Source organism: Streptomyces sp. NBC_00075 (assembly GCF_045041225.1).
GTDB lineage: Bacteria > Actinomycetota > Actinomycetes > Streptomycetales > Streptomycetaceae > Streptomyces > Streptomyces adonidis.
The window spans coordinates 8,937,313-8,950,416 of the sequence record NZ_CP108243.1 but is presented as its reverse complement, the minus strand read 5'-3'; the positions used below and the strand labels follow the sequence as shown (position 1 = coordinate 8,950,416).

Below are 13,104 nucleotides of genomic sequence, written 5' to 3'. Positions count from 1 at the left end.
CTTTCCGAGGCGTCGGCAGTGCCGAAGGTGGGGGGCGGTGGCTCAGAGGGGTTCGAACCGGCCGTCGTCGCGGCTTCCCGGGAGGGGTTCCTCCTCGTCGGAGGGCTCCTGGGGGCAGGGCGACTCGGGCGTGTTCTCCGCGTGCTGCTCGCTCTGTTCCTCGGCGTGCGGTGGCTCCTGCGGGTCGACTCGCATGGCACACCAGCCTCGTACGCGACCGGCCGCACGGCGATCAGTCAGGTGACCGAAAAATTAGCCGTGGGGTGCCGAGCCCTCGGACTCCAGCGGCAGCACCCCGGCCTCGACCGCCGCCCGGACGACGGCCGCCCGCGACGACACCCCCAACTTGCGCATGGCGGCGCTGAGTTGAGTGGCCACGGTCTTCGGGGAGACGAACAGCGCCTGCGCCGCCTCCCTGTTGGTCATCCCCTGCGCGACGAGGGCCACGACCTGCCGCTCCCGTGGGGAGAGCCGTGGACCGTAGCCGCGCGGCCCCCTGCGCCAGACGCGGGCCACCTCCACCCCGTGCTCGCGCAGGAGTTGGGCGACGCGGTCCGCGTCCGTGCGCGCGCCCAGCGTCCACAGCCGTTCCTGCACGGTGGTGAGCTGCGCGAGCGCCTGCCCGGTGTCACCGTGCCGGAGCAGACAGCGGCCGCGCCGTTCGAGGGCGAGCAACTCGTCGTACGGGCGCGGCAGTTCGGCCCACACCGAGGCCGCCGTCGCGAACGCCTCGGCGGCCGGGGCCGGTTCGCCGTGGGCCTCGGCCAGGATCGCGCGGCCCGACGACAGCGCGGCGACGGCCGCGGGCGCGTTGCGGCCCTCGGTGCCGTCGGCGTACCGCCGCAGCAGTTCGTCGGCGCGGTCGACGCGGCCGGCTCCGGTCAGGGCGTCGAGGTGGGCCGGGAGGATGTCGGTGGCCCACAGCCAGACGTCCTTGCGTTCGATCAACTCCAGTATCCGGCCGGTGACTTCGAGGGCCTCGGCCCAGTCGCCGTCGGCCAGGTACGACCGCGCGAGTGCCGCCGCGGAGAGCCCGGCCTCGGGTTCGCACAGGCCGCCCTCGGCGAGTTCGTCGACGACCTTCCGCAATCCGCCCCGGGCCGCCGCGCCGCCGCCCTGGGCGAGTGCCAGCACCGCCAGGATCTGCCGGGCCAGCCGCGAACCGTAGGGGTTGACGTCCCGGTCGGCGGCCAGCGCGGCGACGGTCCCGTCCAGGCCCGTCCACTCGCCGGTGCACCAGTCCAGATACGCGAACGGGACCCGGACCATGCTCACCAGCCGCCGGTTCCGGATGGACTCCGCGAGTTCCGTCGCCGCCGTCAGCCGGGACCGCGCGCCCTCGTAGTCGCCCCGGACGACCGCCGTCTGACCGGCGTTGAACAGGAACCGGGCGAGCAGTCCGCGCTCCGCCGGGGGCGCGTCGACCGCGGCCCGCTGGAGTTCGTCGGCCGCCCGCCAGCCCTCCTCGTCGCCGAGCAGGAGCAGGGCCGAGGCACGGTTCGTCATCACCCGGAGCCGGTCGGACGGCGACTCGATCCGGGGCAGCAGCTCCGTCGCCCGCGCGAGCCACCCGCGGTGCCGTGCCGCCGGCCACTCCGGCACCAGCGGCATGGCCAGCACGGACATCGCCGTTGCGGCCAGTTCGGGCCGGTCCCCCAGATGGGCCACACCGTCCTCGATCTCGTCGAACGCCGCGGACTCCTGACCGGCGTCCCGCAGCAGCCGGCCGAGCAGCAGCTTGGTCTCACCACGCTCCTGGCGCGGCAGATCCTCGTACGACAGGAGCTTCCGTACGGCGTCCAGGACGGCCCGCGAGAGATCGCTGACGTCCCGTGCGCCGAAGACGGCCGCGCCGCCCATCTTGCGGGCGAGGCGCGAGCGGTCCGCCGTCGCGAGGTCCGCCGAGGTGAGCAGCCCGAGCAGGGTCACGACCGCGGCACGGTCGTCGCCGGACTCCAGGGCCACGTCGGCGCTGGCCTCCCCGTACCGGCACCACCCCGCGATGTCGCCCGCCTCGCGGCAGTGCCAGGACAGCCGTGCGACGGGCTCGGGCCGCAGCCCGCGCAGGTTCGCCGCGGCCCTGCCGTGCAGCCGGCGCCGGTCCGGTGCGGGGATCGCCCCGCGTACGGCCAGACAGTCCAGGGCGTGCCGGTAGGCGTACGCGCCGGGTGTCTCCTCCCGCAGCAGCCCCGACCCGAGCGCCGCCGCCAGCCCGGCACGGCCGGCCTCGGAGCCCAGGTCCGCGACCGTGCTCAGGAGCGCCTCCTCGGACGGCGTGTCCAGGACGGCGGCGGCCTCCAGCACCCTGCGCGCCGGGGCGTCGAGCCGTTCGACCCGTTCCAGCACCGAGTCGCGGAGGGTCGCGGGGACTTGCAGCTCGGTCAGCACCCGGCGGATCCAGGTGCCGTCGCGGTGGACGATGTCCTTGCGGTCCCGCAGCAGGAGGACGCACTCCTCCACGGCGAGCGGGATGCCGTCGGTGTGCCGGTGCAGGAAGGACACGAATTCGGCGGACACCGTCGAGGTGTCGAACATGGACGCGACCAGCTCGCGGGTGTCCGCCAGGTCCAGTGGCCCCAGTGCCAGCCGTACGAGCGTGACGTCCGAGGGCACCCGGGAGGTCAGCCGGGTCAGGAGCGAGCCGTTCGGCACCTCGTCGGGGCGGAAGGAGACCACGATCGACAGGCCGGGCCGGCCGGCGGCGGTGAGGGTGAGCAGCCACTCCAGGGTCGCGGTGTCGGCCCAGTGGGCGTCCTCCACGACCAGCACACCGATGTCGAGGCGGCCCAGCAGTTCGGTGAGCGCGCTGAGGATCCGGTGCCGGGTCTCGTGGGGGTCGTCGAGCACGTCCAGCGGTGGCGGCAGCCGGTCGGCCCAGTCGGGGAACAGCGGCCGCAACGCCCCGGCGAGCGGGCTGAGTTCGAGTCCGGCGGGCGGGGAAGGGACGCGGCGGCGGATGCCGTCGACGACCGCGCCCAGGGTGAACGGTTCGGGCAGCGGCGGGCAGGTGGCGATCACGGCCTCGCGCCCGACCGCCCGGGCGACCGCCTCCCGCACGAGCCGGGTCTTCCCGATCCCGGCCTCGCCCTCCACCACGACGAGCGCAGGACCGTTCCCCAACGCCTCGCACACGGCGAGGAGTTCGGCCTCCCGCCCGACGAACTCGGGCGCGGGACGGGGGGCGTACGACGGTGTCCGCCGAGGCTGCGGCTCGCCGGGCGGTCCGTCCCGGCCTGCGTGACGTGGATCGTCCCGACTGGAGCGCCGCGCCAAACTGCCACCTCCGGGTGCCGGTCCGAGCCCAACTCCCGCACCAGTGAGCGCACTGTGCCCGGGCGCACCATTTTGGCATGAGCGCGTCCAGCCCGGCAGTGCGTCGGGCGGGGACCGCGCCATGGCCGCCCGTCTACCGCCCGACTACCGGGCTCGGACAAAGCGCGGACAGGGCGCGGACAGGGCCGGCGAAAGTCTTTCGTAACCGAGACATTTCCGGTCCTTGTTCCGGATGTGAATTCCGTGCCAGTGTCCCGGCCAGCAGGCAGGCCGTCGGCAGCGAGGAATCCGAAAGCCTTTCGTACCGTCTCCGATCTGCCTGGCGCACCGACGGCATGTGAAAGAAGAGAGGCACCACCATGCGGAGAGTCCCGCCGAGCGGAAATCCCGGAATTGCCAAAAGCCCGAGAATTCGACGCGTCGTCGCGTCCGCGGTCGCCCTCACGGCGGCCATGGGCCTTGCCGCGTGCGGAACTTCGGGGCCGGCCGGATCGTCCGGGAACTCGTCCGCGAAGGGCCTGACGATGTGGGCGCTCAACGACCAGACGATCCTCAAGGACTCCGTCGACGCCTACAACAAGGACCACCCGGACGCGAAGATCACCCTCTCGCTCTACGCGAACGACGACTACAAGCAGAAGCTGCGCGTCGCCTTCGGCGCGAACCAGGCCCCGGACATCTTCTTCAGCTGGGGCGGCGGCGCCCTGAACGACTACGTCGAGGCGGGCAAGGTCGACGCGCTGACACAGGCGAACGCGGACACCGACCGCTTCACCCCGAGCGTGATGCAGAGCGCCACCTTCGACGGCAAGGTCTACGGCGTCCCCGCCAACGGCCTCGCCCCGGTCGTCCTCTACTACAACAAGAAGGTGCTCGCCGACGCGGGCGTCGAGCCGCCGAAGACGTACGACGACCTGCTGACGGCCGTGAAGAAGCTGAAGGCGAAGGACGTCGTCCCGCTCTCCCTCGCCGCGAACTCCAAGTGGCCGACGCTGATGTATCTGGAGTACCTGCTCGACCGCGAGGGCGGTTCCCAGGTGTTCACGGACATCGCCTCCGGTGACGCGGCCAAGTGGAAGGACCCGTCCGTCACCGAGGCCAACCAGCGCCTCCAGGACCTGGCGAAGGCCGGCGCCTTCGGGGACAACGCCTCCTCCGTCAGCTACGACCAGGGAGCGTCCACCGCCCTGCTCTACACGGGCAAGGCCGGGATGACGCTGATGGGCACCTGGGAGTACGCCAACATCGCCAAGGCCGCGCCGGACTTCCTGAAGAGCGGCGACCTCGGCTACACCGCGTTCCCGTCGCTGCCCGACGGCGCCGGTGAGGCGAACAGCATCGTCGGCAACCCGTCGAACTTCCTGTCGCTGAACTCGTCGACGAAGAACAAGTCCGCCGCGCTCACCTACTTCAAGGACTACGTCCTCGACGACTCCCAGGTCGACGCCTATCTCGCGGCGGGCAGTGTGCCGCCGGTCAAGGGCCTGGAGTCGAAGCTGGCGGCGGTGACGTCGTCGACCGACAAGGAGTGGCTGACCTTCGTCTACGACCTGGTGCAGAACGCGCCCGGCTTCCAGCTCTCCTGGGACCAGGCCCTGCCGTCCGACCAGGCCGACCCGCTGCTGACGAACACCGACAAGTCGTTCCTGCGCGAGATATCGCCCGCCGAGTTCGGTACGAACATGAGCAAGGCGGGGTCGTGACGCTCACCGCCCCCGCGCGCCGGTCAGGAGGCTCCGGCCTCCTGATGGCCGCCCCCGCCCTGCTGCTCTTCGGCCTGTTCGGGCTGGTCCCCCTGGTGGGAGTCGTGGCGCTCAGCCTGGCCCGGTGGGACGGCCTGGGCTCCATCGGCTGGGCGGGCCTCACCAACTGGACCAGTGTCCTGACGGACGGCGCGACCTGGCAGGCGCTCGGCCTCACCGTCAAGGTGATGGCCGTGAGCTGGCTGGTCCAGACGCCCATCGCGCTCGCCCTCGGGGTCTTCCAGGCCCCGAGGGGCAGGGCGCGGGCCCTGTTCGCCGTGCTGTTCTTCCTGCCGCTGCTGCTGTCGGCGGTGGCGATCGGCCTGACCTGGCAGGCGCTCCTCGACCCGTCCTTCGGCATCGGTGCCACGCCCGGCCTGCACTGGCTGGCGAAGCCGCTGCTGGGCTCGCCCGACCTGGCCCTGTACACGGTGATCTCCGTGATCGCCTGGCAGTTCGTGCCGTTCCACGCCCTGCTCTACCAGGCCGGGATACGGCAGATCCCGACCGCCCTCTACGAAGCCGCGGCGCTCGACGGCGCCGGGCCCGTGACCCGCTTCCTGCACATCACGCTGCCGCAGCTGAAGTACACGATGGTCACCTCCAGCACCCTCATGCTGGTGGGCTCGCTGACCTACTTCGACCTGATCTTCGTCCTGTCGGGAGGCACCGGCGGCCCGGGCACCGCCACCCGCGTCCTCCCCCTCGCCATGTACATCACCGGGTTCCAGGCCCACGACATGGGCCGTGCCAGTGCCGTCGCCACCCTCCTGGTGGTCTTCGGCCTCGGCCTGTCGCTCCTGATGACCCGCCTGTCCGGCTTCACCCGGATGGACAGCCAGCAGGAGGGCATGTGAGCACCACCGTCACCCGGGCCCGCCGCCCCCGTACGGCCACCGGCGGCGAGCCGCCGACGCCACCCCCGCGTCCCCGTACCCGCCGACGCGGCACGGCCGTGGGCGCCGTACGCCGCATCCTCACCGGCGGCACCACGCTCCTCTGGGCCGCGATCGTCGTCGTACCCGTGTACTGGCTGGTGGTGACGAGTCTGCGCACCCGCGCCGACTTCACCGCCGACAGCCCGCTCGCCCTGCCCGGCCACCCGACGCTCGACAACTTCCGGACCGTCCTGGCCGGGGACTTCACGACCTACCTGCTCAACAGCGTGATCGTGACCGTGGCGACGGTCGCCCTGACCGTGACCGTCGCCCTGATGGCCGCCTTCGCGATCGTCCGGGGCGCCGGAAGCCGCCTCTCCCGGATCTCCTTCCGGCTGTATCTGCTGGGCCTGGCGATCCCGCTCCAGGCGGTGATCATCCCGGTCTATCTGCTGATCATCAGGATGCGGCTGTACGACAGTCTGCTCGCGATCGTGCTGCCCTCGGCGGCGTTCGCGCTGCCGATCACCGTGATGATCCTGGTGAGCTTTCTGCGCGACGTTCCCCGCTCGCTCTTCGAGGCGATGATCGTCGACGGCGCCGGCGACTGGCGGATGCTCTTCTCGCTCGCCGCGCCGCTGGCCCGCCCGGCTCTGATGACCGTCGCCGTGTACGACGGGCTCCAGGTCTGGAACGGCTTCCTGTTCCCGCTGATCCTCACCCAGAGCGGCGACAAGGCCGTACTCCCGCTGGCCCTGACCCTCTACCGGGGCCAGTTCGGCATCGACGTACCGGCCACGATGGCCGCCGTGGTGCTCTCCACCCTGCCGATGCTCGCGCTGTTCATTCTGGCCAGGCGCCAGCTCGTCGCGGGTCTCACCGCCGGCTTTTCCAAGTAGCCCATACCACCGGGCAGTTCACCCCGTACGACGGCCGGGCCGGGTGTCCGGCCCCGTCGGCATGCCCGCGCACCTCCCCGAGGAGTCGTCAATGACCACCACCATGCCGGACCACAGCGACGGCCTCCCCCAGCAGGAGGAGGACGACCGGCCCTGGACCGACCCCGGCCTCCCGACCGCCGAGCGGGTCGAGGCCCTGCTCGCCCGGCTCACCCTCCCCGAGAAGGTCGCGCAGCTCAGCAGCGCCTGGGAGGACGTCGAACCGGCCGGCCCCGAGGTGGCACCGGGCACCAGCATCTTCGACCGCGTCGGCGACCTCACCGAGACCGCCCGGCACGGCCTCGGCCAGCTGACCCGCCCGTACGGCACCCTGCCCCGGCCCGCCCTGGAGCACTCCCGGGCCCTGGCCGAGCGCCAGCGGCAGATCACCGGCCAGAGCAGGTTCGGCATCCCGGCCATGGCGCACGACGAGTGCCTGACCGGGTTCACCGCGTACGGGGCGACGATCTACCCCACCTCGCTCGGCATGGCGGCCACCTTCGACCCGGAGCTGATCCGGCGGGTCGGCACGGCCATCGGCGCCGACATGGCCGAGGCCGGCGTCCACCAGGGGCTCTCACCGGTCGTCGACGTGATCCGCGACTACCGCTGGGGCCGCTGCGAGGAGACGTACGGCGAAGACCCTTACCTCGTCGGGGAGATGGGCGAGGCGTATGTCACCGGTCTCCAGAGCGCCGGGGTGTACGCCACCCTCAAGCACTTCGCCGGGTACTCCGCCTCGATGGGCGGCCGCAACCACGCCCCGGTCGGCATCGGCCGCCGGGAGCTGTACGACGTGATCCTGCCGCCCTTCGAGCGGCTCGTCGCCGCGGGCGTCGGGTCGGTCATGAACTCGTACGCCGAGATCGACGGCGAGGCGCCCGCCGCGAGCCGGTGGCTGCTGACCGAAGTCCTGCGCGACGTCTGGGGGTTCGAGGGCACCGTCGTCTCCGACTACTGGTCCCTGCCCTTCCTGGTGAGCGCCCACCGGGTGGCCGCCGACCTCCCCGACGCCGGGGCGCTCGCGCTGCGCGCCGGGATGGACGTCGAACTGCCCGACCAGCGCGGCTTCGGGGACGCCCTCGTGCATGCCGTACAACAGGGGCTGGTGGACGAGGAGTTGATCGACCGCGCCGTACGCCGGGTGCTGCGGCAGAAGGCCGAACTCGGACTCCTGGACCCCGACTGGGACCCGAGACCCCCCGCCCTGCGCGCGGGCGAACTCGACCTGGACAAGCCGGACAACCGCCGGCTGGCCCACGCCGTGGCCCGGTCGAGTGCCGTCCTGCTGTCGAACGACGGAACCCTGCCCCTCCCGTCCATCGGCCGGATCGCACTGATCGGCCCGTGCGCCGACGACGTACGCACCATGTTCGGCTGCTACAGCTTCCCCAACCACGTCCTCGCCGAACGCGACGACCTCGGCAACGGCGTCGAGGCGATCTCCCTGCGCACGGCGCTGGCCGAGGAACTCCCGTCCGTGCACTGGGAGTTCGTACAGGGCTGCCCGATCCGGGACGAGGACCGTTCCGGCATCCCGGCGGCGGTGGCGGCCTGCTCCGCCGCCGATCTCACGATCCTGGTCGTCGGCGACAAGGCGGGCATGTTCGGCATCGGCACCTCGGGCGAGGGCTGTGACGTGGAGGATCTGCGGCTGCCGGGTGTCCAGGAGGAGCTGGTGGAGGCGGTGTTGGCGACGGGGAAGCCCGTCGTGCTGGTCGTCAGCAGTGGCCGGCCCTATGCCGTGGGCCGGTTCGCGGCCACCGCCTCGGCCATGGTGCAGGTGTTCCTGCCGGGCGAGGAGGGCGGCCGTGCCGTCGCCCAACTCCTGTCCGGCCGGGCCAACTTCAGCGGCAAGCTGCCCGTACAGATCCCCAACTCGCCCGGCGGACAGCCCTACACCTACCTCCACCCGCCGCTCGGCGACCGGCAGAGCTTCCTGTCCAACCTCGATCCGACACCCGCGTTCCCCTTCGGACACGGGCTGTCGTACACGGACTTCGACATCGACCTGCTCACCGTCGACCGCGAACAGGTGCCGACGGACGGGGAGTTCACGGTCAGCGCGCGGGTCCGGAACACGGGGACGGTCGCGGGCGCCGAGACCGTCCAGCTGTACGCCGTCGACCCGGTGGCCCAGGTGACCCGGCCGGTGCGCTTCCTGCTCGGCTTCGCCAAGGTCGAACTCGCCCCCGGAGAACAGGCCGTGGTCCGTTTCCACGTCCACACCGACCGCCTGGCCTTCACCGGCCTGACCGGCCACCGCATCGTCGAACCCGGCGAGATCCTCCTCCAGGCAGGCTCCTCCAGCCTGAACACACCGGTACGGGACGCGATCCGGCTCGTGGGTGAGGAACGGGACGCGACGGTCGTACGGCATCACGGCGTGCCGGTGACGATCGAACGGGGCTGAGCCCCGCGCCCCTAGGGGCGCGGGGAACTGCCCGACCAGCCACAACGGACCCGCAGCCGACGCACTATGCCTCAAACGGAACGCTAACTCCGCGTCCAGGTCTGGGTCGCATTGCCCAGCCCGGTCCACAGCTGAACCTTCGACCCATTGGCCGTACCCCAGCCGGTCACGTCGAGGACGAGACCGTTGGAGCGGTTGACGATCGTGCCGTCGACCCGGAACGCCCACTGCTGGCTGGTCTTGCCGTTGCAGGCCCACAGGATGACCTTGGTGCCCGCAGTGGTGCCGTCGGCGTTGGCGGCCAGGCACTTGCCGGAGACGCGGAGTTCGCCCGCCGCGGTCCGGGTGATGGTCTGGTTGGCGTTGCCCGAGCAGTCGTAGACCTGGACCTGGACGCCCGTCTGGCCGTTCGGGACGTCGAGGCAGCGCCCGGAGTTCGTGCCCTTCAGGGTGAACGTCGAGGCCGTGGGCAGCGGATCCTGGACCAGCTGCCAGTCCTGCGAGCCGTCGTCTGTCGACGCCGCCAGGGTGACGGAGCCGCCCGTGGTCGCTCCGGTCATGTACAGGCTGGTGTTACGGACCGAACGGAGCTTGTAGTACCCGCTGGTGGTCGCGGCGACCTGGGTCCACGCCTTGTCGGTGGCGCCGTCGTCGACCCACTGGGCCAGCTTCTGCCCGGCCGTGGCGGTGCCGGTCCAGATGGCGACCGCACGGCCCCCGGCCTTGTTGAGCAGCGTCACGTCACTGCCCTTGGCGGTCAGGTGCCAGCGCTGGGTGTTCGCGGCGGAGTCCGCGCCCAGGACGAGGTCGGGGGTGTTCCCGGTGAGGTTCGCGTCCTGCGTCTTCGCGGAGGCGGTGCTCAGGACCTGGCCGGTCAGCCGGTTGACGAGGCTGTAGTAGGCGCCGTCGGAGCGGCCGAGGTCGACCTCGGCGTACTTGACGGGGCCGACGCTGCCGCCGCTCCAGGACGCCTGGAGGATCAGGACACGGCCCGTGCCGTCGACGTACTGCAGGTTGCGGCTGTACCCGGCGGCGATGGTCGTCTGGTACTGCTTCCAGGTGCCGGTGCTCAGCCCGGACTCGTTCACCCAGACGCTGCCGCTGCCGGAGGCGTTGTAGACGATCCGGCCGTCCGGCATCGGCAGGAGCACCGGGCTGCCGCCGGTGGCCAGTGTGTTCCCGCCCGAGGGCACGGGCAGCGAGGTGATCGCGGCGTCCGTGGCCGAGAAGAACTTCGTCGGGTCGTCGGAGATCCGGTAGCGGACGTTCGTCCCGCCGCCCCAGTACTCGTACGTCAGGAGCCACTTGCCGTCGGTCGTCGGGGCGATGGTCGTCATGCCCGGCCGGCCGCCCCCGATCTCCGTCTTGCCGCCGCCCATGCTCACGGTCGAGCCCGGGACGTCCACGACCGGGCTGCTCCACGCCGTGCCGCTGGCGCCGTCCCAGGTCCGGTGCAGGAGGACCTGGCCGCCGGAGTCAGTCGCGGTGTCGTTGTCCGGGTCGAGGGTCGGAGCACCGGTGGTGGTGTCGTACCCGGTGTAGTCCTTCTCGTCGGAGTAGTACGCGATGAGCTTGCCGTTGTGGGCGAGCAGATGGGGTTCCCAGACGGGGTCGACCTGGGCCTCGGTGTTGGCGGCCGAGACCCGGCCGACGGCGCCCGCGCTGCCGCCCTGCCAGCCGCCGGCCTCGATGATGTTCTTGAAGCTCCAGGTAGCGCCGTCATCCGTGCTGGCGTACAGGGCGAGCGCGACGTCCTTGCGGTCGCCGTCGCCGGACGGTGTCCAGCTGGAGTCGGCGGCCTTCTGCTCCTGGTAGTAGGCGTCGTCGCCCGAGACGATGCTCGCGAGCAGCAGCGTGCCCGCGCTGAGGCTGCCGACGGCCTGCGGAAGCACGTACAGATACGGGTTGGTCCAGTTGCTCGTGTACTTCGCGTACGCGGAGTCGCTGGAGAGATGGGCGGGGGCCTGGACGTCGGACAGCTTCGCCCACGTCGTGCCGTAGTCGTCGCTCTTGTAGACCGGCAGCGTCTGGCCCACCGGCGCACTCTCGCTGTCCTCGAACGTGGCCACGATCCGCCCGCTCGGCAACTGCGCCGACTTCGGGTAGAGCACACAGGGGCTCTTGTTGCACGCGGCGGTGTTGGTCGCCGTATACAGGTTCGCGGTACTCGGCTGATATGCCGACGCGGTCGTCACGGAGGTGACGGCGAATGCCGCACCTATACCGAAGGCCGTCGCCGCGGCGAAAGCCTTTCGCGCCCAGGATCTTTTCAACGGCGTTCCTTTGAAATGGGCTGCAAGGGGGATGCAGGGGGCGTGCAAGGGAGGACGCCAGTATTCGCAAGCGACACCGCACTGTCACCGGCACATTGCGAAAGGGTTTCGCGCGATGACGGCTTACGGGGTATTGACTCGACGGCGGACGGACGTCGAGGTCCGCAGCACCAGTTCCGTCGCCAGCTCGATGCGCGGGGACGCGGGTGGCCGGCCCTGGGCGAGATCCATGAGCACCCGGGTCGCCTCTCGCCCCAGCTCCTCGAACGGCTGACGCACCGCGCTCAGCGGCGGGCAGGCCATGGCGGCCACCAGCGTGTCGTCGAAGGACATGACCGACAGGTCCTCCGGTACGGACAGTCCCTGCTGCCGGGCGGCCTCAAGCACACCGAGCGCCTGCGCGTCGCTGGCCGCGAAGACGGCCGTGGGCGGATCGGCGGCCCGCAGGATCTGGAGGCTCGCGGCGAGCGCCTCGGTGTAGTCGAAGTCGGTGGAGCGCACGATCGCCGGGTCGTAGCCGATGCCCGCCTCGTCCAGCGCGGCCCGGTAACCGTGCACGCGGGCCGCCCCGGCCAGGGAGTGCGAGCGGCCGGCGACCATGCCGATCCGGCTGTGCCCCAGCCCCAGCAGGTGCTGCACCGCGTCCCGGGCCCCGCTCCAGTTCGTCACCCCGATGCTGGGGATGTCCTCCGACGGCGCGCTGAGCGGGTCGATCAGCACCACCGGCAGCTGTTGCTCGACGATCCGCCGCTGGTCGTCCTCGGCGAGCATCGAGATGACGATCACGATCCCGGCCGCGCCGAGCGCCACGCACTCCTCCAGCCACCCGGAGATCGGCCGCCGGCTCGTCGTCCCGGTGATCACGTCGATGCCCAACTCACCGGCCGCGTCCACGATGCCCCGGGCGACCTCCAGCGTGTACGGGCCGGACAGATCGCGGAAGACGACGATGATCTGCCGGGGCGTAGCGGGATCCCGCTCCCACGGGCGGACGTAGCCGTACCGCTCCAGCAGCTCCTCGACCCGGTCCCGGGTCGCCGCGCCCACGTCCCGGCGCCGGTGCACCACCTTGGACACGGTGCTGAGCGAGATCCCCGCCTCGGCGGCGATGCTCGTCAGCAGCCCGTACTGCGCTTCCTGCCGGCCCTTGCCTCGACCTGTCACCCGATGCCCGTTCCGTACGCCGAACACCGATGCGCCGGACCGCACCGCGTACCTGACCAAAACCTCGCCGCAAGGTAACGGGGCCCGGCACGGGGAGACAAGACCCGGGGACTCAGGGCCTGTCGTCCGGATCACGCCTGGGCCGTAGGGCGGCCGTGACATCAGCCGCTCCGAGGCGGGCACCCGTCTGTCGCGCCGACGCGCCCGCCGACTCCCTCACGCGTCGACGTCCTCCTCCGCCTTGCGGCCGCACGCCCCCCCACGCTCGACTTCGCCCGAGCGGGGAACCCCATCGCCCCGCTCACCGGCAGACGACGACACCACAGCCCGAAGCCGACATGCTCCGAACGACAGGCCCTGGCCGCTCCCCCTGGACGGGCGTCGTACAGGGAACCGCCGCGCCGTCGCGTACCCGCCCCGGCG

The 13,104-nt window shown here is 71.5% G+C and carries 8 protein-coding genes; 4 read left to right on the top strand and 4 right to left on the bottom strand.

Annotation, left to right across the window (positions count from 1 at the left end; all coding sequences use genetic code 11):
* Nucleotides 1–42 precede the first annotated feature (42 nt).
* Nucleotides 43–195 (bottom strand): hypothetical protein, encoded by a 153-nt coding sequence (locus OG787_RS39245; RefSeq protein WP_369032892.1) that lies wholly within the window; start codon nucleotides 193–195, stop codon nucleotides 43–45.
* Nucleotides 196–252: 57 nt separating this feature from the next.
* Nucleotides 253–3,273, bottom strand: a complete 3,021-nt coding sequence (locus tag OG787_RS39240) for an AAA family ATPase (protein WP_405538428.1) — start codon at nucleotides 3,271–3,273, stop codon at nucleotides 253–255.
* Nucleotides 3,274–3,797: 524 nt separating this feature from the next.
* Between OG787_RS39240 and OG787_RS39235 the strand changes: the two genes are divergently transcribed.
* The 4 genes from OG787_RS39235 to OG787_RS39220 all read left to right on the top strand — a co-directional run bounded on the left by OG787_RS39235 (nucleotide 3,798) and on the right by OG787_RS39220 (nucleotide 9,244).
* Complete coding sequence (locus OG787_RS39235; RefSeq protein WP_405538427.1) at nucleotides 3,798–4,976, top strand: extracellular solute-binding protein; 1,179 nt, start codon at nucleotides 3,798–3,800, stop codon at nucleotides 4,974–4,976.
* A gap of 44 nt (nucleotides 4,977–5,020) precedes the next feature.
* Nucleotides 5,021–5,872, top strand: a complete 852-nt coding sequence (locus tag OG787_RS39230; RefSeq protein WP_369032957.1) for a carbohydrate ABC transporter permease — start codon at nucleotides 5,021–5,023, stop codon at nucleotides 5,870–5,872.
* Nucleotides 5,869–6,792 (top strand): carbohydrate ABC transporter permease, encoded by a 924-nt coding sequence (locus OG787_RS39225; RefSeq protein ID WP_369032895.1) that lies wholly within the window; start codon nucleotides 5,869–5,871, stop codon nucleotides 6,790–6,792. The genes OG787_RS39230 and OG787_RS39225 overlap by 4 nt, the downstream gene beginning before the upstream one ends.
* Before the next feature lie 91 nt (nucleotides 6,793–6,883).
* Complete coding sequence (locus OG787_RS39220; RefSeq protein ID WP_405538426.1) at nucleotides 6,884–9,244, top strand: glycoside hydrolase family 3 N-terminal domain-containing protein; 2,361 nt, start codon at nucleotides 6,884–6,886, stop codon at nucleotides 9,242–9,244.
* Between the two features lie 83 nt (nucleotides 9,245–9,327).
* Here OG787_RS39220 and OG787_RS39215 read toward each other — a convergent pair whose 3' ends face one another.
* Both OG787_RS39215 and OG787_RS39210 read right to left on the bottom strand, forming a co-directional pair.
* Nucleotides 9,328–11,439, bottom strand: coding sequence for an RICIN domain-containing protein (locus tag OG787_RS39215; protein WP_405538425.1), 2,112 nt, complete (start codon nucleotides 11,437–11,439; stop codon nucleotides 9,328–9,330).
* A 201-nt stretch (nucleotides 11,440–11,640) separates the two neighbouring features.
* On the bottom strand, nucleotides 11,641–12,681 hold the full coding sequence (locus OG787_RS39210; RefSeq protein ID WP_369032897.1) for a LacI family DNA-binding transcriptional regulator: 1,041 nt from the start codon (nucleotides 12,679–12,681) through the stop codon (nucleotides 11,641–11,643).
* Nucleotides 12,682–13,104: the final 423 nt, after the last annotated feature.